Origin of the sequence: Micrococcoides hystricis, assembly GCF_042434215.1 — a bacterium.
GTDB classification, from domain to species: domain Bacteria; phylum Actinomycetota; class Actinomycetes; order Actinomycetales; family Micrococcaceae; genus Micrococcoides; species Micrococcoides hystricis.
Genome location: NZ_JBHLUB010000020.1, coordinates 1 through 22,049, shown reverse-complemented (window position 1 = coordinate 22,049; position 22,049 = coordinate 1). Strand labels below are relative to the sequence as shown.

Genomic DNA, 22,049 nt, shown 5'->3' with positions numbered 1-22,049 from the left:
TCTGCGACTGGTTGACACATATTTCTTCCTGGCGGGTAGTAAATCCAGACTCGTTTTCCTAAGGTGGAATTACATCCAAAGGAGGCGAGTGAATTGCACAAACTTGCGACCACCAATGGGAAGAAAATACCGGCGACATCGTTCGCGGCAGCCCTGTTTACCACCGGTTGCCAAATAAATGGGGACCGACAGCAACGCGCTGAAGACCCTCGAGGTTGAACAGCAAAGCTAACGGTTCACACAAAAAGCCAAAAGCAGGAATGCAGGTGTCTACGGACACGAGGGAAAATTTCCGGCTAATAAATCTTCACCAACGCTCTTAGGAGGCGCTTGATATGAAGAACCTGAAAACTGCCAATGGAAAGAAAATTCTCGCCACATCGTTTGCCGCAGCACTGCTGTTTGCCACCGGCTGCCAAGCCAACGGCACGAACGGGGATGCGAGCCCGCAGACCACCGAGCAGCAGACGGTGACTGAATCTGCCCCGGTCGTAACTGAAACTGCCACGGAGAACGCAGAAACTGCAGCTAACGATCAGGACGGAACCGACCAGTCTGGCGATGCTGGCTCTGAGCAGGGCGAACCTGTCAGCACGAGTAACGGCGGCTACACCATCACCCCGGTAGGTGAGTGGGAAGCTAACCTGAAACAGATCGATGACCCTCAACAGGAAGGTTACGACCCTGTCGAAGACATTGAACTTGCACATCCCGCCGGTAGCGGCGCTGTGTCGACAGGGGTGATCACCTCCGGTGACGTCGCACCTCCTGAAGACGTGGAAAATCTCAACTCCACCCGGCTGGAAGAGCTGGACGATCCGAATAACGAGGATGCCGGCGAGACTTACTTGATCGAACAGATCATTAAGCCCCAACCAGCTGAGGATGGCCAGGAAGAACCGTACCGCTGGCATGCAGCCATCGTGACTAAGGGCGAAGGCCAAGAATCAGAGTTCGATGCCACCATGTACTCGAACTCACGACTCCCAAGCGGTGCTTTCATTTCTGTTTCCAGCAAGCCGGACACCACTGGTGACGCAAGCAAGGAAGAAGCTGAAAACTTCGCCAAGAGTGGGGCACGAGATGATGCCATCGAGATGTTGAAAACGTTGAAGGTTGAACAGCAGGGGGAGAACTCTAACCAGTAATCCTGCTGCCGAGAGGTAAGGAAACTGAATACCGATTTGCCTTGTGGGCCCCGTCGTTCTGAGCTGAGCTCAACGACGGGGCCCACAAGTTTAAGGCTAGAAATGGCAATTCGAATTCCTTAGGCTCTTAACTAACGCTTTAGGAGGCGATCATCATGAAGAAAACTACTCCCAAGCATGGCAAGAAGGTCTTAGCAACCTCATTCGCTGCAGCATTGCTGTTTGCGACAGCGTGTCAAGCAGATGGCGGTGGAAACGATAACGCCAGCCCTGAAGCGACTGAGCAACAAACGGTGACGGAGCAGGCAACGCCAACGGTGACTGAAACGGAAACCGCTGACACCGAAACTGACGCGCCTGAGGAAAGCACTGAGAGCCCCGAAAATTCCTCCGAATTCACAAAGGGAGATCCGGTCAGCACGAGCAACGGAGGATACACCATCACACCCGTTGGCGACTGGACGGCAACCTTGAACAAGAAAGGTGAGCCACAAGCTGACGGATATGACCCGGAAGAAGACATTGTGCTGAAGGGTCCTTCGGCTGAAGGCGTCATTACCACCGGTGTCATCACTGACTTGGACGGGCCTCCGCCGGAGTCAGCGGAGAAATTCAATTCGTGGCGTTTAGAACATCTGGACACGGATGAGGTGGACGGTGATACCTACCTGGTTGAGCACACGGTCAAGGACCCAGAGACCGGTGACTTTGTCTGGATGGCCCGGATCGTGACGAAGACCGACCAAGATGAGAGCGAGTACGAAGCCAAAGGTTACTTGAATAACCGTCAACCTAGCGGCGCCTTCATCTCGGTACAGAACACGGATGGTGCATCCGGTGAACAAGGTCTCGAAGATGCTCGCGGCTTCCAAACATCGAAGTCCCGTGATGAGGTCATCGAGATGCTGAAGACATTCGAGATCGAAGCACCGTCACAGTAGAAAGTATTCGGCGAGAGCTCAAGAAGGGCTGGCTCAGCACAAGATGTGTAGAGCCAGCCCTTCTTTCTAATGTCAGGCTTTTGATTGCCGTTAAACCGCTACGGAGTTAGCGTGGACGACCGGCTGCCACGCGGCGGGCGTTCTCTGTCAGTTCGATCAACTCCTCATCCTCAACCACGACCGGTTCCCAATCCTTGTTGGTTCGGGTCAGGGCTGTGTCGATGAGGTAGTCGGCAAATTTGGGGTTCTTGGGCAACAGCGAGCCGTGCAGGTACGTGCCAAAAACGTGGTGGTTGCGCGCACCCTCAGTGCCGTCTTCCCCGTTGTTGCCGCAGCCTTTGGACGTCTTGCCGAGCGGGACCGTGCCGGATCTCAGGGTGGTCCGTCCCACATGGTTTTCGTATCCGTAGATGGTCCCGAAATCTTCGGTTTCAACAGCGATATTTCCGATCAACCGGTCCTTGCCGTTGGTGGAAACAGCATCAAAAATACCGATTCCTGGCAGGACCTCGCCAGAGCTAGCTTCGAAGCTCTGACCGAAAAGCTGATACATCCCACAGACCATCAGCATCGGCACGCCGTCTTCGGCGAGGTTACGTAGCGTTGAGGCCTGAGACAGCAAATCGTCGTGGACTTGAAGCTGGCCAGAGTCTTGACCACCCCCGCCCACGATGAGATCGGCAGTAGACAGATCTGCCGGTGAGCCTAGGTCGTGATCGATGATTGTCACATTTACGCCCATTGCTTCGGCGCGGCGTTTCAGCACTAGGGTGTTTCCCCAGTCGCCGTACATGTTCAGGTGCTGAGGATACAGCTGGCAGATAGTTAGCGAAGTGCTCATTGGATTGCGGTCTCCACATCAGTCATGGTGCCCAGCTGTTTCCGTAGCGCGAGCATAGCGGTGTAGGTACAGAAAATACGTTTGGGCTGATCCGGGTGGGTCTCTAAGAACTGGTTCATGGCGGCCTGCACATCCGTGTTGAGGGCAGCAACCGGAACTTGGTCATAGTACAGACGCAGCCCCATTTCATGCGCGCGGACACCGCAGACCATATCCACGCCTGCTTCCCGGAGCGACTCGAAGTCCACGTCCCACAACCAGGACAGGTCACGTCCATCCGCATAAGCGTCGTTGACCGCGATCATGGTGGCATATCCGGTGGGGGAGAAGGAGGCCAAGGCGAGACGGAAACCGGCAGGGTTCTTGACCAGAACCAATTCCAATGGCTGGCCGTTTACCTCCAAGGATTCGCCACGACCAAAGGCGGGTTCTACATTGGCCAAGGCCCTCACGAGAGCAGCGTCGTCTTGTAAGTGTTCTGGAAGCACGGCGCGCGCCAACGCAAGGGCTGCTGCAGCGTTATAGATGTTGTACAGGCCGGTGAGCTTCAACTGTGTTGAATAGTCCGCGCCAGCCACCGTGAACCGCGCCCGCGAACCACCCTGCAGCTCTTCCAAAACAACCGAAGCCGTAGGCACATCAGTGTCAGCCTGCCGGTCGTCCGGAAGCCCCGCGTCATCAGGGAATTGGGCGGCAGTAGTTTCGCTGAGCCCGAAGTAATCAACCCTGGCAGTGCCGGCATCCGAAATCGTCTTGCCTAAGGCCAAAAGACGCCGATCATGCCGGTTCGTGACAACAGTTCCCGTGGTGGCAGCGGCAATCTTGGCAAGGAGTGAGGCTGTGTAATCAACTTCCCCGAACCGATCTAACTGATCTCGCATGACGTTCAACAGCAGTGCGTGTCGGGGCTTAACCTGGGCAACGAAGTGCACGGCGTGAGCCTCATCAAGCTCCAGCACGGCTATGTCAGCGTCAAGACGACCTTTGGCGTCAACCTCATTCATCAGGGCCGCCAGCACACCGCGTACAAAGTTCGAACCAGTGTCGTTGGTGAACACGCGCAATCCGCGAGCCCTCAGTAATTCCACGACCATCTTCGTGGTGGTGGTTTTGCCGTTGGTGCCGGACACTACCACGACTCCGTACGGGAGCTGAGCCAAGGTGCGGGAAAGGAAGCCCTTGTCGAGCTTTTCAACCACGAGACCGGGAAGCGCTGAGCCCCCGCCTCGCAGTTTGGCCAGCCGTTTCACAGCTTTGCCGGCGGCGACAGTCAACGCATTAAACATGAATTGTACTATAGCGGATCAGGCTGATTCTCCCGTTGAAGATAGGGCCCGTGCTGGTAGGAATTTCTGCGAGTTGACCGCGATTGTTAGAAGGGAAACGACTCCAAGTCCCAAGACGGCTAACAAGAGTTGGAGAGGTTCAAACCATTGGGCGGCGAAAGCCCAGATTGTCGGGGCGAGGAACCCTGCGTAGGCCAAAACATAGAACTGGCCAGAGTTCCGGCCCAAGGCGCGCGAGGAGCTCAGCCGTTGGGTCTCCGAGAGCCCTGCTACCAAGATGAGCCCGTATCCGGCTCCTAGCAGGGTGCTTGCGAGCAGACCAAGCCACGCGAATTGGGTCAGCGCTGTCATGAGGGCGATGAGTAGGCCCACCACGGTGGTGGAAATCGCCGTCAGGGTGGCTGCTGCTGAGCGCTCGCTATCGACGCGACGAGCCAATGCTTGGACTGCCACCCCGGCACCCAGCGTGAGGGCAACGGCAGCAGTTGAGTACAGCAGCACGTGATCTCCGAGTCCTGTCAACAGTGCCGGCACAACAGCGAAGCCAAGGGTGCCGGAACCGAAAACCCAAGGGGCACCGGGTGCGACGACCCGCCAGAACCTGCGTCCACCATCCGGATAGGCATAGTGCGATGCAATATTGGGTGTTGTAGCAGCAGGGGCGGACGCGACTACATCTGGAACCTTGGCTAACAGCAACATCAGCGGAAGGCACAGCACGATATGGAAAAGGTAAGGCAGGATCTCCGGTGCAGGTGCATAGTTGGCCAGCAAACCGCTGACGACCGGTCCCAACCAGAACCCAGCCGTCGTGAACAGGGAGGCCCGTCGAGCCCCCGAGTTGTGGCCAGCACGTTCATCCCACGGTGGTTGCGAGAGCTCCTTCACCCAGCTGCTGCCTGCGGCCATAGCAACACCGGTCGCAATCCCGGCCAAGAACCTACCAACAAACAGCATGGTCGGGGCCCACGGCCCAAAAACCATGGCACCACTTGCCACCACCGTCATCGCGAGCGCAGCGAATGTCGCCGGTTTGCGACCTAGTGCATCGGAAAGTCGTCCACCCAACAACAGCGCAGGAATGAGCCCGGCAACATAAATGCCAAGCATGGAGGTCACCGCCAGCTGGGAAAAACCGTGTTGCTGTTGGTAGAAGGCCAGCAATGAGGCGAACTGGTTGGCGCCCCAACCCACCAGCAGCAACGCGGAGGCAACGGGAAACCAGTGGGCAGTGGTGGTGCGCAGAACGATTCCTTTTCTTCGGGGTTGAGGTGGGACCAAAACTATTCTCTCAAGTACCTTCCATCGTGTTCCATGGGTCTTGATGAGCGCAGCGCAGCGTGCCGACAGATGCAACGGCCCCTTGCTGCTTGGTGAGTCTCTCTTACCCGGGGCGCAACCAAATATGAGTTATGGCATACAGATCTGAGAGACTGAGAAGAGAAGAGACAGCAGAAAAGGACGTGAGCGTGAGCGCGCCGCACCAGAGCCCGACAAATACCTACCGGTTACAAATTACCGCCGACTTTACCCTTGAGGATGCAAAAGAGCAGCTACCGTACCTACGCTCTTTAGGCATCGACTGGCTCTATCTTTCTCCACTTTTGGATTCCGAATCGGGCTCCGATCATGGCTATGACGTCGTGAACCCTCAGCGAATCGATACCGATCGGGGTGGGCGATTCGCGCTGGAGGCTCTCGCCGATGACGTGCACCAGCACGGCGGCGGCGTCTTAGTGGATATCGTCCCCAACCACGTCGGTGTCGCGACCCCGGAGGACAACCCTTTCTGGTGGGATGTGTTGATGCATGGCCAGGAGTCTGAACATGCATGCTTCTTCGATATCGACTTTGATGCGCACGACGGGAAAATCTTCCTGCCCGTCTTGGGTTCCGAAGACGACCTTGACCAGCTCTCTCTCGGGCCGGGCGGATTCGAAATCTACGGCAACAAGTACCCGGTAGCCCCAGGCACCGCCGACGACGTTGACTTCCAAGCACCGATCGGCCCAGAAATGATCAGGGAAGTCCTCTCCCGCCAAAACTACGTTCTGGCCGACTGGCGTCGCGGCGATACCGAACTGAACTACCGGCGCTTTTTCACCATCACCTCGCTGGCCGGGGTGCGAGTGGAAGATCCGACTGTTTTCGAAGCAACTCACCGCCGGGTAGGTCAGTGGATCCGCGACGGGTGGGTCGACGGTCTGCGGGTTGATCACCCGGACGGTCTGGCCGACCCTTCCGCGTACTTCGACCAACTCCAAACGCTTTTTGAGCATCAACGCGGCTACGTGGTCGTGGAGAAGATTCTGGAGAACGGTGAAGTGCTGCCAATGCACTGGCCGGTGGCCGGTACCACCGGTTACGACGCGCTGGCCCACTTCGACCGTGTCCTGAACGGGTCCGTGCATCACGAAGGACGCGACCATTCCGTCGCCATCTACAATGGCCTGCTCTACGCGGCGCAGCGTGAAGTTACCGACGGGCCGCTTGCCGCGGAATTCCACCGATTGGCACGGGAATGCGTCAGCAAGGCCGGGCTGCAGGCAGATCATGACGAGCTTTTAGAAGGGCTCCGCCAAATCGCAGCATGTCTTGACGTGTACCGCAGCTATTTGCCGGCGGGCGAAGATTACCTTGACGAAGCCTTCGTAGAGGCGCGGGAACGCTCCGCAGCCACAGGCTGGGATCTGAACAAGGTTTATTCCAAGCTCTACCGGGTCCTGACGGACCCACAAAACCCGGTCGCAATTCGATTCCAACAAACAACGGGCATGGTCATGGCCAAGGGAGCTGAAGACCGGGCCTTTTACCGGTTCTGTCTGCTGTCGTCCCTGAATGAAGTTGGCGCTGAACCAGCCAAACTCTCGCTCACCCGGGAAGAGTTTCACCAGGCCCAAGCCGAACGCCAAGCCGCGTGGCCAACTGCCATGACCTGCTTGTCCACCCATGACACCAAACGCAGTGAGGACGTACGGGCGCGGATTAACGCATTGACCCAGCTTTCTGGTGGATGGCGTAAGCCTCGGATGGAGGTCTTGCAACTCTTCGTCGATGCTGGGGTCGATCTACTTGATGACGAGCTCGCCTTGATCCTGCTCGAGGCGGCCATCGGGGCGTGGTCGCCGGAAACACGAATCACTCAAGAGCGGCTTTTGGCCTACGCGCACAAGGCAGCGCGGGAGAACGGTCGGCACACCAGCTGGATTGATCAGAACGCCGATTATGAGCAGAGCCTCGAGGACTTTGTGGCGCTGTGCTACCAAGACGGGCCCATCAGAGAACGTCTGGAAGAAATTCACGCACACCTGACCGAGCACGCAGTGACCAATTCGTTGGCCGCCAAAGCGTTGCAACTCTCAGCTCCGGGTGTGCCCGATGTCTACCAAGGCTGCGAGATCTTCGACTACTCACTGGTGGATCCAGACAACCGCCGCCCAGTCGACTACAGCTACCGCCAAGATTTACTCAACCAGCTCAGCAATGGCTGGCAGCCAACATGGGATGAGGCCAGCCGAACTGACCGCGGCGCTGACGGGCTGAAGCTGTTGCTCACCAGCACACTGCTGCGCCTGCGCCGGGATGAGCGGGACAGGTTCCAGCGCTACCGTCCACTGCTGGTGTCCGGTGAGCGAAAAGAGAACCTGCTGGCGTTTGACCGTGGCGGTCTGATCACCGCGGTCACCCGCGGCTCCGGGCAACTGGCCAACGCCGGTGGCTGGGGCGAAACCAAACTTCTGATCGACTCTGGCCATTACACCGAGTTGCTAACCGGTGAACGACTCCACGTGACCGGACCAGTACTGGCCCGCGAGCTATTCGCCAGCTACCCGGTGGCACTGCTCTACCGCGAATACTCCCTCTAATGACATGCAACACACACTGAACCCCGCCCAGATGCCTTTCTCCGTTTGGTCGCCCGAAGCGACGGCCGTAACCCTTGTAGTAGAAGACCACCAAGGCCATCGCTCAGAGTTCGAGCTTCTGCGCCTGCCGGACGGTCCGGAACCGGAAGCAGACCAAACCCGTGGCTGGTGGGCGCTACCGGAGACTAGCCGAATCCAAACCGAGAAGGTGCGCAGATACGGCTTCATCGCCGATACCCTGACGGCCTCGGAGTGGAACCTCTCAGGCAAAGTACTGCCCGACCCACGATCACTGCGCCAGCCCGAAGGGCCCCACGAGCTTTCTGCCCCCTACGATCCGGCAGCCTTCACCTGGAGTGAGAGCAACTGGTCGGGCTTAGAGCTACCGGGCGCGGTGATCTACGAACTGCACGTGGGCACCTTTACCGCCGAAGGGACCCTCGATGCTGCCCGGCATAAACTACCGTATCTTGCAGAACTCGGAGTAGACGCCGTCGAGCTCATGCCGGTCAACGGCTTCGAAGGCGCCCACAACTGGGGCTATGACGGAGTCAACTGGTTCGCGGTTGACGAGAGCTACGGTGGCCCGGCGGCCTACCAAGCCTTTGTGGACGCCGCCCACCTGCTCGGGATCGGTGTCATCCAAGACGTGGTGTACAACCACTTCGGCCCGTCGGGGAACTACGCGCCGGTCTTCGGTCCTTTTCTCTCGGAAGTACCCAGCCCGTGGGGGACCACGCTGAACTTCTCCGGCCCACACTCGGACGGGATCCGGCAGTACGTGTTGGACAACGTGCGCCTCTTCTTGGAGGACTACCGGGTGGATGGCCTTCGGCTTGATGCCGTACATGCCATCGTCGACAACCGGGCCACCCACCTGCTGGCGGACATCCGTAGCGTCAGCGACGAGATTGAAGCGGCGAGTGGTCGCAAGAAGTGGCTCATTGCAGAATCAGACCGTAACGACCCCGCCACCTTGCGCAATGACGGATACCGCATGCACGCCCAGTGGTGCGACGACTTCCACCACGGACTGCACGTGGCTCTCACCGGTGAGACGGACTCATACTACGGTGACTTCGCAGAACTCGACGCCCTCGTGAAAACATTGAACACCGGGTTTTTCCATGACGGCAACTACTCCTCCTTCCGGCAGCGCCACCACGGGGCACCGTTAGATCTGGAGCGGGAAGAGCCGTGGCAGCTGGTGGTGTCTAACCAAACACACGATCAGGTGGGCAACCGGGCTGCAGGGGACAGGCTGTCCGCGCTCTGCTCGGACGGACAATTGGCGATCGCCGCAGCGCTGACACTGTTGGGTCCCTACACGCCGATGCTGTTCATGGGAGAAGAATTCGCGGCGTCCACGCCTTGGCAGTTCTTTACCGATCATCAAGATCCGGTCATTGCTGAGGCCACAAGGGCCGGACGCTTCAACGAGTTCGCGGCAATGGGCTGGGACGCGGCTTTGGTACCCGATCCACAAGATCACACAACCCGTGATGCATCAGTCCTGCAGGAGGCGGACCTAGCCAGCGCTCGCGGTCAGCTCATGTTCGCCTGGTACCAGCAGTTGATCAGGCTGCGCCACGAAGACAAGAATTTCCATGTTGGGGCCTTCGATAAGCACAGCGCTGAACTCGTCGGCGAACGTGGGCTGGCGTTGCAGCGTAGAGAACGCACCGTCGTGGTGAACTTCGGCGAAGAACCACTGTCGCTACCCGCAAGCGTGCTCGACGGGCGGAAACCCATCCTGAGCTTTGCAGATACCTATGCCCCGCAGACCGCCATGCTGGCGGCTCACGGGACCGTCGTCTTCTAAACCCAAGATGAACGGTCTAGAGCCGTTGTCCGGAATCGGGGTGGAAAAAGTGGACCGCGTCACCGGTCTCCGGAGCGATCCGCACCCTAGATCCTTCTGCGGGCGCGGTGGCACGGTGATCAAGTTGGACCGCGAACAGCGGGGCGCTGTTGTGCAGATCATCTTCCTCCTCGCCGATGGCCCCGAAGTGAACGTGACGCATCGGCGAGATAGCTGAACGCAGATAGATGAACTGGCTTGCACCCAAACGTTCGATCATGACCACCTCACAATCTAGACCAGGCATATCAGCCGGCACTAGAACGAGGTCTTCAGCCCGGACACCGATGATCACCATGTCGGTATCGACGCGATCTGCCTGCTCCCGCGGGATGGCTAACTCAAGCTGACCGAGTGCAGTGTAAGTACGACCCTCTTCGCGGCGCACATCACCCAGGACGAGGTTCATGCCACGGTTGCCAATAAAGTGGGCGACGAACGCGTTGGCCGGTGTGTTGTACAGCTCATCAGGTTTGGCGACTTGCTGAAGCTGGCCGTCTTTCAGGACTGCGACCCGATCGCCCATGGTCATGGCTTCGGTTTGATCGTGGGTCACGTACAACGTGGTGATGTTCAGCCGCCGCGTCAAATCGGTGATCTGAGCGCGGGTACGCAACCGCAACGACGCATCCAAGTTCGACAAAGGCTCATCCAAAAGAAAAGCTTTGGGTGTCCGAACGAGAGCCCGCCCCATGGCGCAGCGTTGACGTTGCCCACCGGAAAGCTGGCCCGGTTTACGATCCAAGACTTCCTCAAGATCTAGCATCCGAGCCACCTGCGCTACCCGTTCGCGTCGTTGCGGCGCGGGCACCTTAGCCATTTTGAGGGCGAAACCAATGTTCTCCGCCACCGACATATGCGGGTACAGCGCGTAGTTCTGGAACACCATGGCGGTGTCCCGATCCCTCGGGTGAGTGTCCGTGACCCGTTCTCCGCCCAACAGGATCTCGCCCGAACTCGGCTGATCCATGCCAGCCAAAAGCCGTAGTGTGGTGGACTTGCCGCATCCGGAAGGCCCAACCAAGACCAGAAATTCCCCATCTTCAACCTGCAAATCCAGCTCTTTCAAGGCTGGACGTTGCTGTCCCGGAAAATGCCGGGTAACTTTTTCAAAGGTGATGCTGGCCATGGTCTTGAGCTTAGTCTCAGGCACCGGTGTTTAGCTAAGATGTAACGGGGAGAAATGGCTCCCATGTTCGAGCAAGGTTTTACGGAGATCTAATGGCCAACGCCAAGAAGAGCAATCAGGGACAAAGCGCGCGGGATCGCATCCGCGCGCAACACGAATCCAAACAAAAGGCACAGAAGCGTAACTCGCTACTGCTGCGTGTTGGCGTGATTGCTCTAGTCTTAGCTGTCATCGGCATCGTTGCCATCATCATTATCGGTAACTCGTCGCGGAACATTCCTGATGCGGGTCCGGCTCCAGCAGGTGCCACCGAAAATGGCGGCATCAACTTTGTGTCCAACACGGCTGTCTCCGACAAGGAAGTTGAAGAAGTCACCGTGGAAGGCCTGCATGAGCCGAGCGAAGAAGAGTTCATGGCTAACATGGAAAACCCAAAGGTCCCAGCTGGTGTCTCAGCTGCAACGGAAGGGAAGACCGATAAGGTCGTCATCTACGCGGACCCTGCCTGCGGTTATTGTGCAGAGTTCGAAGCGCAAAACTCCACCTTCCTTGAGGAAAAAGCTGCGGCTGGCGACATTGAAGTTGAATACCGCACCGTAGGCTTCCTCGATAAGAACTCCCCAACAAACTTCTCGGCCCGCGCAGCGAACATGCTGGCCTGCGTTGCTGACACCGCCCCAGAAAAGTTCATGGAAGTGAACGCTGCTCTCTACGCCGGTCAGGCTGGTGGAGAGAAGAGCGATAAGGAACTGATTGAGCTGGCTCAAGCCTCCGACGTTGACGTGACTTCCTGCGTCAACGACAACAAGTTCCGTCCATTCGTGAACTACACCACCGGCAAGGCTCGGGAAGACATGATTCCTGGTACCCCGACCGTGTACGTCAACGACAAGTCGTGGGATGCTCAGCAGCAGCCGAACTTCCAAGAATTCTACGCAGACGCACTGTCTGAGACTGCTAAGAACTAGGCCGTGAACGCGGAGCCGCTGGAACCGATTCCCGAACGCCGGGACAGTACAGACCAAGTTCCTATCGTCCCGGTTATCCAACCGGCGGCCACGACCAAGCCGGGTCGTAAGAAAGACCGCGCTTTTCGCATGAGCCGGATGCAGCGGGAAAACTATTTCCGTTTTCCCGCTGTTCCAGCCCTGAAAAAACTCGCGGAGTCGTCACCGCCCACCCAAGCGATGACGATTCTGGGACGGTTAGCGGGAACCCCGTACGCGAATCCCATCGCGCGGGAAGAAGCTGAAGAGGACATTCGCAGTGCCTTGGGCTTCGTCCTGGACGTGGGAGAGTCTCTATTCCGTTATGGCGCTACCGCGTTAGAAGTCGAATCTTCAGCCATCGCCATCACCGCGTCCTTCAACATTTCGGATGTTGAGGTCGACGTCAACAACCAGTCCTTGATTCTCAACTACGCACCCATGGACGGGTCCGGGTATACGCTCTCACGCGTGGTGCGCTCCTGGAGCCAAAACTATGCCGGCTTGGCCGCTCTGCACCGATTGGTGACTGACATTGCAGCAGGCGAGATCAATCATGCGCAGGCCCGTGCCGAGTTCGAAGAAATCACCCGCAAACCAAAACCTTTCCCCAAATGGTTGGCCTTGCCCGCCGCAGGAATCTTCGCCGGTCTCTTCGTTGTCTACATTGGTGGTAGCTGGCTAGAGGGCGGACTGTCTTTCGCCTCGACACTGCTGGTGATGTGGGCGATCGGCGTCTTGCATCGCTCTCGCGTACCAGAGTTTTTCACGACCATGGCCGGCGGCTTTGTCGCCACCATCGTGGCCTTCGGGCTGGCGGCTTTGGCTGTGCCCGTGGCCCCGTCCATGGTGGTCGCAGGCGGGCTGATGATGCTGTTGCCTTCGGCAAGATTCGTCTCAGCGGTCCAAGACGGCATTAACGGTTTCCCCTTGACGGCGGCCGGACGGTTCGTCTCTGCTTCGCTCAGCTATGCGGCCATGGTGGCCGGGATCGTCGCGGCGGTCGTGCTGGCTGACACCTTTGGCGCCGCGGAACTGAACCTGATCGAGATCCAACCCTCGAGCCTGCCGATTCTTGGACTCGGCGCCATCGTGATGGCAGCGGCGGCAGCAGATGGCGTGGTGGAACAGAGCGAACCACGTCTGCTCTTGCCGACCGCGTTAGTCTCCTTGGCAGGGTTCTTTGCCTACACCCTTGCCATCGAATTCGGGGCCGGGCCTCGCCTTACCCCAGCCATTGCGGCAACCGTCATCGGGGCGGCGGCACGTGCTGTAGCTTTGCGGATGGGTGCCCCGCAATTAGTCGTTGCGGTGCCGGCGATCTTGTTCTTGCTGCCAGGTCTGACAATTTTCCGCTCCATGTACTCCATCGCCATGGACTCCGGTGCCATCGTGGATGGCTTGGTGGGCATGTTCAATGCGTCCATGGTCATCATGGCGATTGCGGCTGGGGTGGCGCTCGGTGACAATATTGCCCGTCCCCTGACACCGAGCAAAGCGATCTTCCAGCGTCGTCGCCGTAGGCGCTAACCCGTACCGATCACTCGTAACTAGCAAGTCACAATAGGTAAGGCAAGCTTACTTATTGGTAAGATTTATTAATCTCGATGATCCGACCGTTCGGTCGCTGTGGGTAGTGGAGGGATATGCCCATGAAGTCTCGTTTGAAACAGAAGTTTGCAGCTGTCGCTGCCTCTGGCGCCATGTTGGCAGGTGTGGGGTTTGTGCCCGCGCAGGCAGTTTCCGTCAGTGCTATTCAGCCATCCTCGACTGTGGTTGCGCCGGCCAGCACGCTGAAAACCGTCAATTACCTGGCTAAAGCTAATCGCACCGTCCGGATGATGTCGTCGCGCAGTCGGAGCGCGACGCTGATTCGCACCTTTAGTACGAACTACACGCTTCGCGTGGACCGCGAATACGGTTCGTGGGTCCGGGCTCGTGGTGGCGGAAAAGTTGGGTGGATTGCCAAAGCTCATCTGACGCGGACCACCGCAACGACAACGTCAACCTCGCCGATTACCACCGTTAGCTACCGCGCATCGGTGAACCGGAACACCAGTATGTACGCAAGCCGGTCGACCAGCTCTAAGAAAGTTCAGACCATGTTCCGCGGTACGGTAGCTCAAGTCACCGGAACTTATGGATCATGGCTGCGTGTTCGCCACAACGGTAAGACCGGTTGGATGCCGTCTAGCCACTTGACGCGTACTTCGGCTGCTCTAAACAACCCGGGGGTCACCGGTGGTAAAGAGGTGAAGATCAGTGGTAAGTACACCTCAAACCGGGCCGGCCTGACTGACCGTTACTGGTCCAAGAGCGCAATCCGCCTCTACACGGTTGCTGGTCGTAAGGTGCGTATCACTGACATCCCAGCGAACTCGGTGATGTATCGGGACATTGTGAACGAACGCCGTGGCGGTTCCCTGCCGGGTTGGTACTTCGTTCGCACCCAGGGAACGTGGGGATGGGTGCAGGCTCACATGCTGCAGCGCACATCCACTGCCCCCACCTCGAATAGCCGGGGCATAACCGCGGCCCAAGTCAAGCGGCAGACCAACGGGCGGATCCCGAACTCAATGCTCGTGGCCGTTCCTTGGGATCCAGAGAAGACTCTCATTGCGGCTCCGGCCTTGGCCGATCTGACCCGGTTGAACAATGCGTTCAAGAAACGGTTCGGGCACAACATTGATATCGACTTGATCTACCGTACTCGCGGGACGCAAGATCACTTGTACCGCGAACTTGGCCCGTACATCGCGGCGGTTCCTGGCACCTCAATCCATGGTTATGGCATGGCCATCGATGTCCCAGAGTGGACCAAGTACAACTTTGAGTCCGCACGCTTCAAATGGCTGAAGGCCAATTCGCACAAGTACAACTGGATCCATCCAAAACGTTTGGAAAAGGGTTCACCGTACGCCGAGTACTGGCATTTCGAGTACGTCGGACGCTAATTCCACAAGAGTGCAGAAGGGCTGCTCAGATCCGCAATGGATTCGAGCAGCCCTTCATTCGTTGTTGGACTAGAGTCGCTCCGGAAGCTCAGCGACCGATCCAATGACTTCAGTGACACCACTGCCGTCAAAGTCTGCACTGGTCAGCTTGCCAGTTAGGACGCCAAATACATGGCTGGCACCTGCGGCGGCACCAGCTTGTGCATCAACGATGGTGTCGCCGGCAACCGCAACTGTGGCCACATCTTTCACTCCGGTTCGTTCCATCGCCCGATGAATCATGTAAGGGTAGGGGCGGCCGGCTGCGACTTCATCGGAGCACACGACCGCGTCCAGAAGTTCATCCTCGCCGACTGCCCAGCCCAAGGACTCGAGGAGCGGCTCAGCAACATCACGTGAAAAACCAGTAGTGAGTGCGACCTTGATTCCGCGTTCCTTCAGCGTGCGCAAAGCTTGTTCGACCCCGGGAAGCCCTTGCGGAGGTGTTTCCTGATAGTACTGGCGTAGCAGTGAACGGAATCGATCAAAGCAGGCCCGAACGGTGGTCTCATCTGCGGGGTGCCCGCCAAGCTGAAGCAACGCTGTGATGGCCTCGACCTTATCGGCACCCATCCAGGTTTGTAGGTTTTCATCTGTGACGGGGGTGCCGGTCTCGACAACGCAGGTGTGTAGTGCGCGGTAGACGTCTCCGTGTTCATCAATGGTGGTGCCGGCCATATCGCAGGCTACGAGTTCGATTGTTGGCATGGTGTGTGCTTTCTATATTGTGTTTACGGCTGGGGTAGCGCCCTGACAACTGCCGTGCGGTTTTGCATTGTGTTTTCTACGGTGAAGGTCACTGAACCGGGTAGGTAGCGGTCCTCTGAATACTCCAGGGGAACCCCGTCTGCAGAAAACGTCACTCGGGTTTCGCGTAGTAGCGCCGTACCTTCCTCTACTTCGAGCAACTTGGCATCTGTTGAATCGGCGTTGAGTGCATCGAAGGTGTGTCGAGCGGCATGCAGGTCGACACCCTGTGAGCTGAGGTAGGCGAAAATTGATCCGGAGTCCGGATCGAAGTTAAACAAGTGCCGACCGGCTTCCATGATGAAGGTTGTTCGCTCAACCATCACCGGAACCTCGTCCAGAGTGCGTAGTCGAAGAACCTCTACTACTGCCTCCTCCTGGTCTAAACCTAATGCTGCTGCAGCGGCCGGGGACACGAGTCGCCGGGCAGTCTCTAGGGTCCGTTGCCCCGGGGTGCGGCCTGAAGACTTGGCCCACTCGCTGAAGGACAAAAACGTAGAAAGTTCCTGTGAGGGAACCGTGCCGACCACCCGTGGCGGTTTACCGCGGGAGACCATGATGAGCCCTTCAGCGCGCAAGGCAGCGATGGCTTGTCGGGCGGTCCCCCGAGAAACCTGAAACTCTTTGCACAGTTCAGCTTCGCTGGGAAGACTAGCTCCGCGTGGCAGCGCGCCAGTGGCTATGCGCTCACGTAACGCGTCGGCAATCTGGGCGTGGAGGGCATCAGCTGAGGTTGATGACCCTGCGGTCAAACTTGTCTGCATAAGTTCAATCCAACCATGCCTAACAGTGTTGATTCCAGCGGATTGGGCAAACTCTAGATGAACGAAATGGGAACATAACACCGCCTAAAATGAACGACTGCGGCAAGAAGATGAACACTCGCCTAACTTGTCTAGACAAGTGCCCTTTTGGCTTGCGGCGGGACTGTCGGATGCCGCAATCTCGAAGACATGAGAACAACAGACATCACGATTGTGGGTGCAGGAATCATTGGCCTGGCTCACGCATGGGCCGCCCAGCGCAGAGGGTTGAGCGTCCGCATCATTGAGGAAAACGATGGCACCGTTGGCGCCTCAGTGCGTAACTTTGGGCACTGCTGCATCACCGGACAGACAGGACACTTCGGGCTCCTCGCTGAACAGGGTCGCGAACAGTGGCTGGCCGCGGCGACCGATGCCGGGTTCTGGGCCCAAGAGGCTGGCGCCTATGTGTTGGCGACCGGCACCGAAGAGATGTCCGTACTCGCTGAAGTCCAAGCTGAGAAGGGCACGGACAAAGTCCAATTGCTGGACGCCACTGACATCCAGGCCGCACTGGGAACAACTGAAACAGTCGCGGTCGGCGGTGCTTATCTGCCGATGGACCTGCGCGTCGACCCCCGGGAAGCAGCTCCGCGAATAGCCAGCTGGTTGAACAAACAAGCCAACGTCGAGATCCTGTACAACACCCGAGTCACCGGGGTACAGGACGGTCTGGTCGAGACAACCCGGGGATCTTTCACCACCGGACACACCATCGTGTGCGTAGGCCATGAACTCAACGGGGTCTTGCCAGGGCTGGCAGAACAGTCCGGGATCCGCGAGTGTGCCCTCAACATGATGTTGGTGGCTGCTCCGGAGCATTTCACCACCCATTCGGCCATCCTGACTGGCACCTCGCTCTTACGCTATGACGCATTCGCTGAAACTGCGGCGGCCGCTTCACTACGTGATCGCATTGTCGCAGCGAAACCAGAACTTCTCTCCATTGGTGCAAACTGCATGTTTACCCGCCGTCCTGACGGGACTGTCCTCGTCGGTGACTCTCATGTTTATGACCGGAGCGTGCAACCGTTCCTCGAAGAAGCAACCAGCAACCTCTTACTGCGTGAAGCAGCTGACTACCTCGGGGTGCCAGAACTGAAGGTTCTGCAGCGCTGGCAAGGTGTCTACGCCTCATCTGATGTGCGACCGCTGGTCGTCGAAGAGGTGTCTGCCCGCGTAACTGCCGTGACCGTCGCCACGGGCATCGGCATGACCATCTCCTTCGGCTTGGCCGAAGAAAACCTGACCCAACTTACTTCTGCGCTGAGCGCAGTCTGACCAAAAACAGTTTTCAGTCTTACCGCGAAGGACCACCATGAAACGTTCAAAAGTAACTCTTGCCATGCTTGCCCTCGTTGCGCCCTTGGCCCTGGCCGCTTGCGGGGGAGAGGCTCAAGCCGAATCAGCCACCTGCCCCAACGGCAAGATTCAATTCGGTATCGAACCGTATGAAGACCCTGCAAAGCTTGAACCTGCATACCAAGTTCTGGGTCAGGCCCTTGAGAAGAAGCTCGATTGCCCAGTAGAGGTGACCGTTCTTGAGGACTACTCGGCCGAAGTGCTGGCGATGCAAAACGGAAAGCTCGACCTGGGCCAATTCGGGCCGTTGGGTTACGTGTTCGCCTCTGAGCGGGCCGGTGCCGAACCACTTGTATCTTTCGGACTCGCTGACGGTGAGCTCTCCAGCTACACCGGAGGGATCTGGGTAGCCAAAGACTCCAGCATTGACTCGATTGAAGACTTGAAGGGCAAGGATCTTGCCCTCGGTAGCATCGGCTCAACATCTGGGGATGTGTTGCCCCGGTACGCGCTTGCAGAGGCAGGTTTGCAGGAAAACGAGTTGAACATCAACTACTCCGGTGGCCACCCCGAGGCACTTCTGGCGCTGAAGAACGGCACGGTCGATGCAGCTCAGATTAACTCTCAAAGCTTGGGCACAGCTCAATCCGAAGGAACTTTCAACCCGGAGGACTTCAAACAAATCTGGAAGTCAGAGCCCATCCCGAATGATCCGATTACCGTGCGCGGGGATGCTCCAGAAGAATTCAAGACCGCGGTCAAAGAAGCACTTCTGAGCCTTGACACGGAGGACGTGGAGAAAATCGGGGCCTTCCTTGATGTAACCCCTCCCGGCCCGCTTGTAGAAGTCACCAAGGAAACCTATCAGCCACTGTTTGACCTAGCTCAAACCATGAAACTCAGCGAAAAGGACGTTTGATGTCACTGCTGGACACTAAACCTGCACTGAGGACAGAAAGACCAATGCAGACGCCAGGGAAAGAGGAAAAACTCGTCGTTGATAAGCTGCATATCGCTTTCAACGGGCGCACTGTTCTGGATGGATTGAGTTTTACGGTTCGGGCTGGGGAGCTGGTGGCCTTCCTTGGCGCTAACGGGTCGGGTAAATCAACAACACTTCGGGCAGTGGCCGGCCTGCTTGATCATGACGGCGGGAACATCGAGGTGTGCGGTGTGGCCGACGCAGCCGAGCGCAATCACCGTGCGGATGCGGCCATGGTCTTTCAGAAGATTCACTTGGTGCCGCGCCGCAGCGTGCTCGACAACGTTTGTGCTGGGGCGCTTGCCCGAATGTCGACGTGGCAGTCGATGCACCCACTCTTTTTCCCGGCAAGCATCCGCCAAGAAGCGATGGAAGCGCTGGAGCGGGTTGGGCTGGCTGACCGTGCCGCGGAACCGGCTGGAAAACTATCCGGTGGTCAACAGCAACGGGTGGCGATCGCTCGAGCTCTTTGTCAGCGCGCAGAAGTGCTCCTTGCCGATGAACCTGTATCTGCTCTAGACCCACAAGCGGCCGAACAAGTCATGACGTTGCTTTCTGATCTAGCCCACACTGAGGGCCTGGCTGTAGCGGCAGTCCTGCATCAACCGGACCTGGCCTTCCGCTATGCTGACCGGCTCATCGGACTCAAACACGGAAAGCTCGTGTTGGACGAGCCGGCCTCAACTGCCGCAAGTGACGCGGTCCTTGACCTTTACAATCCACAGGAGAAAGCGTGAAAACCTCAACCATCAATGAGTTGGAAGCGACTTCTACTGACGGCTCCAAACTCCGGGTGACACTCGAGCCGCCAACGCGGACCTCATGGCGAAACTGGCCCGTAGCCGCACTGCTGACGGCATTGGTCGTCGCCCACATCGTGGCGTTCCAACAGACAGAATTCTCCCTGACGGGGTTAGTGGACGGATCCGGCGGTATGGTCCGCTTCCTTTCCGAAGCCTTGCCACCGAACTTGAATTGGGAGCAGGTGCTGTGGCCGGGTATCCAAGCAAGCGGCATCACCTTGTGGATCGGTCTACTCGGCACCACCTTGTCGATTCCCACCAGCGGAATCTTGGCAGTGTGGGCATCGCGCACCACCAGTCCACACCCAATCGTGTACCAACTATCCCGCTCGATCTTGTCCTTCTTCCGCGCGGTACCCGACATCGTCTTCGCGCTGATCTTTGTCACTGCCGTTGGCTTGGGCCCATTCGCGGGTGTGCTTGCCTTGATCTGTCACAACACCGGTGTCATGGGGAAGTTGTGGGCGGAAGCGATCGAAGATATCGACCCAGGCCCTTCGCAGGCACTGTCAACGGTGGGCGCCAACCGGAACCAGATCGTGGCCAACGCGACGATCCCTCAGGTCAGCGCCTCAATGTTGGGGTTGCTGCTGTACCGATTCGACGTCAACGTCCGCTCTTCACTGGTCTTGGGACTGGTTGGTGCCGGCGGTATCGGGTTGCTTATCAACCAATCAATCAAGTCTTTCCAGTTCGACGCGATGCTCACGCATATCCTGATCGTGCTGGTGATGGTTATCGCGGTGGATCTGTTCTCTTCCGCGATCCGCAAACGACTAGCCGCCTAGGAGCCCTGCGCATCATTTTGGGCGTGTGACAAGAGTTCATCCATCGATGATTGACGGCGACCGTGAAACCAGAATTGTTCTGTTTTTACGGTCCCGTCTTTCTTGTATCTAATAACAGCAGGGCCGTCGGAGCAGTGGAACTTGCCTGCCTCGTCGTACTTTTCGACCCGTTCGAGGCGTCCCTCCTTGGCCCAGCGATGCTCGGCCAAGGATCCGTCGACGTGAAACCCTTCAAAGTACGGTCCCTCGTTTCGGTCTTCCAACCCCTCGGTGTAGTAGACCCGTTGTTCCGGCGCGCCGCCGGGGAAGAATGACTCGTGCGCGGGCCCAAGCTCGTTGTGCAGGGTGTGGTTGCGGTAAAACCAGCGCGAAGTTACTTCTCCCGAATCGGTACGGGTGGTTACGGCCGGGCCGTCAAGGCGGTGCAACTGGTCGTGCTGCCACCATTCCTCTTCAAGAACGAAACCATCCACGTTGAACCGCTGCATCGCCGGAGCGTCAGCCCGGTGCTTCTGACCTTGGTCGTCTGTCCAGAGAATGTGGGCGACAGACCCATCAGGGAAAAGCTGTAACTGTGCCGGACCGGCGGGGTTGGTCGCGGTTCCATGCTGTAGCCATGCCACCGCGACGGGTTTGCCGTCCTGCAGTTCGATTTCTGCAGGACCGTCACTTCGGTGCAGGTTTCCGTGTTCGAAGTACTGAACTTTGGTAACCAACCCGGACGCCAGCGTGAGCATGGCAGGGGCGTCTGTCCGGTGCGGGCGGTCGGCATCATCAAGCCACAGATAGCTCACCGAAGCATCATCGTTTTGAGTGGCTTGTTGATGCCCGGCGACAAGCTCTTCCACCTCGCCGGGATCTAAGCGCTGTACATAGTTCTGCGCACCCTCAAGCCAACGAGGGTCCGGAGTCAGTTTCGAAGCAGACGGGGGCTTTCTCATGATTAAGTTTTACCCCAAAAACATACGCAATGGTGATGAATGTGCGTCGTGAATGCGGAAACCTTCTGCCGGCTCCTAACTCTTCTTGCGACGGCCCAAGAGGAACCCTAGAGCACCGACAACCACAACTGCTGCGCCAATGCCCAGGATCAGCGGTAGGTTGGCGCCACCATCAGAGCCGGCAGCCTGTTCGCCGCCGGCATTGGCTTCACCTTGATCCTCGGACTGACCGGGGGAGCTTTGCTCGTCCTGTGGCTGTTCCTGTTCCGGGAACTCCGGTTGGCCCGAGGGTGTGCCAGTCACATCAACGGTGAACTTGACCTTAATCGGGATTCCTCGGAACACCTTCTCATTGTCAGCTATGGAGATTGCATAGTAGTAGTCCCCGGCCATGGAATAGCCTCGGCTAGAGTCACCGATCGGTGGTGAGTCCCAACGGTTTCGGTACCGAACCTCTGGAACAACATCGTGTGTAGAACTGTTCTTGTCGATCTCTAGTTTGCCCGACTCGTAGTCTTTTGCAATTGACCGGCGTACCTTACATATATTGATCGCGTAGCCCAAGTCGTGCCTCACATACTTTGATCGCATGCCTCTACGCTGACGAGTATGAACAAGGACGTGGTGTCAGT

19 protein-coding genes are annotated in these 22,049 nt (G+C 57.8%); 11 read left to right on the top strand and 8 right to left on the bottom strand.

The window, feature by feature from the left end:
- Positions 1–335 precede the first annotated feature (335 nt).
- Entirely contained in the window at positions 336–1,148 is an 813-nt protein-coding gene (locus tag ACFFFR_RS04200) for a hypothetical protein (RefSeq protein ID WP_377458280.1), read from the top strand.
- Positions 1,149–1,303: 155 nt separating this feature from the next.
- Positions 1,304–2,089, top strand: a complete 786-nt coding sequence (locus ACFFFR_RS04195) for a hypothetical protein (RefSeq protein WP_377458279.1) — start codon at positions 1,304–1,306, stop codon at positions 2,087–2,089.
- Positions 2,090–2,195: 106 nt separating this feature from the next.
- Here the strand turns inward: ACFFFR_RS04195 and ACFFFR_RS04190 are convergent, their stop codons facing one another.
- The 3 genes from ACFFFR_RS04190 to ACFFFR_RS04180 are packed head-to-tail and all read right to left on the bottom strand — an operon-like array spanning position 2,196 to position 5,497.
- Complete coding sequence (locus ACFFFR_RS04190; RefSeq protein ID WP_377458278.1) at positions 2,196–2,930, bottom strand: type 1 glutamine amidotransferase; 735 nt, start codon at positions 2,928–2,930, stop codon at positions 2,196–2,198.
- On the bottom strand, positions 2,927–4,216 hold the full coding sequence (locus tag ACFFFR_RS04185) for a MurT ligase domain-containing protein (RefSeq protein ID WP_377458277.1): 1,290 nt from the start codon (positions 4,214–4,216) through the stop codon (positions 2,927–2,929). The genes ACFFFR_RS04190 and ACFFFR_RS04185 overlap by 4 nt, the downstream gene beginning before the upstream one ends.
- Positions 4,217–4,234: 18 nt before the next feature.
- A complete protein-coding gene (locus tag ACFFFR_RS04180) occupies positions 4,235–5,497 on the bottom strand; it encodes an MFS transporter (RefSeq protein ID WP_377458276.1) in 1,263 nt (420 codons plus the stop codon).
- Between the two features lie 188 nt (positions 5,498–5,685).
- On the opposite strand from ACFFFR_RS04180, the gene treY reads away from it, so the two are divergent.
- Together treY and treZ are read left to right on the top strand one after the other, a co-directional pair.
- A complete protein-coding gene (gene treY / locus ACFFFR_RS04175) occupies positions 5,686–8,082 on the top strand; it encodes a malto-oligosyltrehalose synthase (RefSeq protein WP_377458275.1) in 2,397 nt (798 codons plus the stop codon).
- A 4-nt stretch (positions 8,083–8,086) separates the two neighbouring features.
- Positions 8,087–9,904 (top strand): malto-oligosyltrehalose trehalohydrolase, encoded by a 1,818-nt coding sequence (gene treZ / locus ACFFFR_RS04170; protein WP_377458274.1) that lies wholly within the window; start codon positions 8,087–8,089, stop codon positions 9,902–9,904.
- Between the two features lie 16 nt (positions 9,905–9,920).
- Here the strand turns inward: treZ and ACFFFR_RS04165 are convergent, their stop codons facing one another.
- The gene (locus tag ACFFFR_RS04165; protein WP_446686094.1) at positions 9,921–11,072 is read right to left on the bottom strand and encodes an ABC transporter ATP-binding protein; all 1,152 of its coding nucleotides are present in this window, start codon (positions 11,070–11,072) and stop codon (positions 9,921–9,923) included.
- A 92-nt stretch (positions 11,073–11,164) separates the two neighbouring features.
- On the opposite strand from ACFFFR_RS04165, the gene ACFFFR_RS04160 reads away from it, so the two are divergent.
- The 3 genes from ACFFFR_RS04160 to ACFFFR_RS04150 all read left to right on the top strand — a co-directional run bounded on the left by ACFFFR_RS04160 (position 11,165) and on the right by ACFFFR_RS04150 (position 15,012).
- Positions 11,165–12,040 carry a DsbA family protein gene (locus ACFFFR_RS04160; protein WP_377458272.1) on the top strand — a complete coding sequence of 292 codons (876 nt, stop codon included), beginning with the start codon at positions 11,165–11,167 and terminating at the stop codon, positions 12,038–12,040.
- A 3-nt stretch (positions 12,041–12,043) separates the two neighbouring features.
- Positions 12,044–13,588, top strand: a complete 1,545-nt coding sequence (locus ACFFFR_RS04155; RefSeq protein WP_377458271.1) for a threonine/serine exporter family protein — start codon at positions 12,044–12,046, stop codon at positions 13,586–13,588.
- 122 nt (positions 13,589–13,710) lie between these two features.
- A complete protein-coding gene (locus ACFFFR_RS04150) occupies positions 13,711–15,012 on the top strand; it encodes an SH3 domain-containing protein (protein WP_377458270.1) in 1,302 nt (433 codons plus the stop codon).
- 69 nt (positions 15,013–15,081) lie between these two features.
- Here ACFFFR_RS04150 and ACFFFR_RS04145 read toward each other — a convergent pair whose 3' ends face one another.
- Together ACFFFR_RS04145 and ACFFFR_RS04140 are read right to left on the bottom strand one after the other, a co-directional pair.
- On the bottom strand, positions 15,082–15,759 hold the full coding sequence (locus tag ACFFFR_RS04145; protein WP_377458269.1) for a phosphonatase-like hydrolase: 678 nt from the start codon (positions 15,757–15,759) through the stop codon (positions 15,082–15,084).
- A gap of 23 nt (positions 15,760–15,782) precedes the next feature.
- Entirely contained in the window at positions 15,783–16,562 is a 780-nt protein-coding gene (locus ACFFFR_RS04140) for a GntR family transcriptional regulator (protein WP_377458268.1), read from the bottom strand.
- A gap of 189 nt (positions 16,563–16,751) precedes the next feature.
- Here ACFFFR_RS04140 and ACFFFR_RS04135 point away from each other — a divergent pair, with 189 nt between their 5' ends.
- From ACFFFR_RS04135 to phnE, 4 genes are read left to right on the top strand one after another with little or no spacing between them, the layout of a single operon-like run.
- Positions 16,752–17,882, top strand: coding sequence for a TIGR03364 family FAD-dependent oxidoreductase (locus ACFFFR_RS04135; RefSeq protein WP_377458267.1), 1,131 nt, complete (start codon positions 16,752–16,754; stop codon positions 17,880–17,882).
- A gap of 37 nt (positions 17,883–17,919) precedes the next feature.
- Positions 17,920–18,822, top strand: a complete 903-nt coding sequence (locus tag ACFFFR_RS04130; RefSeq protein WP_377458266.1) for a phosphate/phosphite/phosphonate ABC transporter substrate-binding protein — start codon at positions 17,920–17,922, stop codon at positions 18,820–18,822.
- A 44-nt stretch (positions 18,823–18,866) separates the two neighbouring features.
- Positions 18,867–19,622 (top strand): phosphonate ABC transporter ATP-binding protein, encoded by a 756-nt coding sequence (locus tag ACFFFR_RS04125; protein ID WP_377458265.1) that lies wholly within the window; start codon positions 18,867–18,869, stop codon positions 19,620–19,622.
- Positions 19,619–20,476, top strand: a complete 858-nt coding sequence (phnE, locus tag ACFFFR_RS04120; protein ID WP_377458264.1) for a phosphonate ABC transporter, permease protein PhnE — start codon at positions 19,619–19,621, stop codon at positions 20,474–20,476. The genes ACFFFR_RS04125 and phnE overlap by 4 nt, the downstream gene beginning before the upstream one ends.
- Here the strand turns inward: phnE and ACFFFR_RS04115 are convergent.
- A complete protein-coding gene (locus ACFFFR_RS04115; protein ID WP_377458263.1) occupies positions 20,473–21,417 on the bottom strand; it encodes a toxin-antitoxin system YwqK family antitoxin in 945 nt (314 codons plus the stop codon). The genes phnE and ACFFFR_RS04115 overlap by 4 nt on opposite strands.
- A gap of 75 nt (positions 21,418–21,492) precedes the next feature.
- Positions 21,493–22,008, bottom strand: coding sequence for a hypothetical protein (locus ACFFFR_RS04110; RefSeq protein WP_377458262.1), 516 nt, complete (start codon positions 22,006–22,008; stop codon positions 21,493–21,495).
- Between the last annotated feature and the right edge of the window lie 41 nt (positions 22,009–22,049).

Excerpts from the sequence above, each read along its gene's own strand:
- ACFFFR_RS04200 (WP_377458280.1), top strand. The coding sequence starts at position 336 with ATGAAGAACCTGAAAACTGCCAATGGAAAGAAAATTCTCGCCACATCG.
- ACFFFR_RS04195 (WP_377458279.1), top strand. The coding sequence starts at position 1,304 with ATGAAGAAAACTACTCCCAAGCATGGCAAGAAGGTCTTAGCAACCTCA.
- ACFFFR_RS04190 (WP_377458278.1), bottom strand. The coding sequence starts at position 2,930 with ATGAGCACTTCGCTAACTATCTGCCAGCTGTATCCTCAGCACCTGAAC.
- ACFFFR_RS04185 (WP_377458277.1), bottom strand. The coding sequence starts at position 4,216 with ATGTTTAATGCGTTGACTGTCGCCGCCGGCAAAGCTGTGAAACGGCTG.
- treZ (WP_377458274.1), top strand. The coding sequence starts at position 8,087 with ATGCAACACACACTGAACCCCGCCCAGATGCCTTTCTCCGTTTGGTCG.
- ACFFFR_RS04165 (WP_446686094.1), bottom strand. The coding sequence starts at position 11,072 with ATGGCCAGCATCACCTTTGAAAAAGTTACCCGGCATTTTCCGGGACAG.
- ACFFFR_RS04160 (WP_377458272.1), top strand. The coding sequence starts at position 11,165 with ATGGCCAACGCCAAGAAGAGCAATCAGGGACAAAGCGCGCGGGATCGC.
- ACFFFR_RS04150 (WP_377458270.1), top strand. The coding sequence starts at position 13,711 with ATGAAGTCTCGTTTGAAACAGAAGTTTGCAGCTGTCGCTGCCTCTGGC.
- ACFFFR_RS04145 (WP_377458269.1), bottom strand. The coding sequence starts at position 15,759 with ATGCCAACAATCGAACTCGTAGCCTGCGATATGGCCGGCACCACCATT.
- ACFFFR_RS04140 (WP_377458268.1), bottom strand. The coding sequence starts at position 16,562 with ATGCAGACAAGTTTGACCGCAGGGTCATCAACCTCAGCTGATGCCCTC.
- ACFFFR_RS04135 (WP_377458267.1), top strand. The coding sequence starts at position 16,752 with ATGAGAACAACAGACATCACGATTGTGGGTGCAGGAATCATTGGCCTG.
- ACFFFR_RS04130 (WP_377458266.1), top strand. The coding sequence starts at position 17,920 with ATGAAACGTTCAAAAGTAACTCTTGCCATGCTTGCCCTCGTTGCGCCC.
- ACFFFR_RS04125 (WP_377458265.1), top strand. The coding sequence starts at position 18,867 with ATGCAGACGCCAGGGAAAGAGGAAAAACTCGTCGTTGATAAGCTGCAT.
- ACFFFR_RS04115 (WP_377458263.1), bottom strand. The coding sequence starts at position 21,417 with ATGAGAAAGCCCCCGTCTGCTTCGAAACTGACTCCGGACCCTCGTTGG.
- ACFFFR_RS04110 (WP_377458262.1), bottom strand. The coding sequence starts at position 22,008 with ATGCGATCAAAGTATGTGAGGCACGACTTGGGCTACGCGATCAATATA.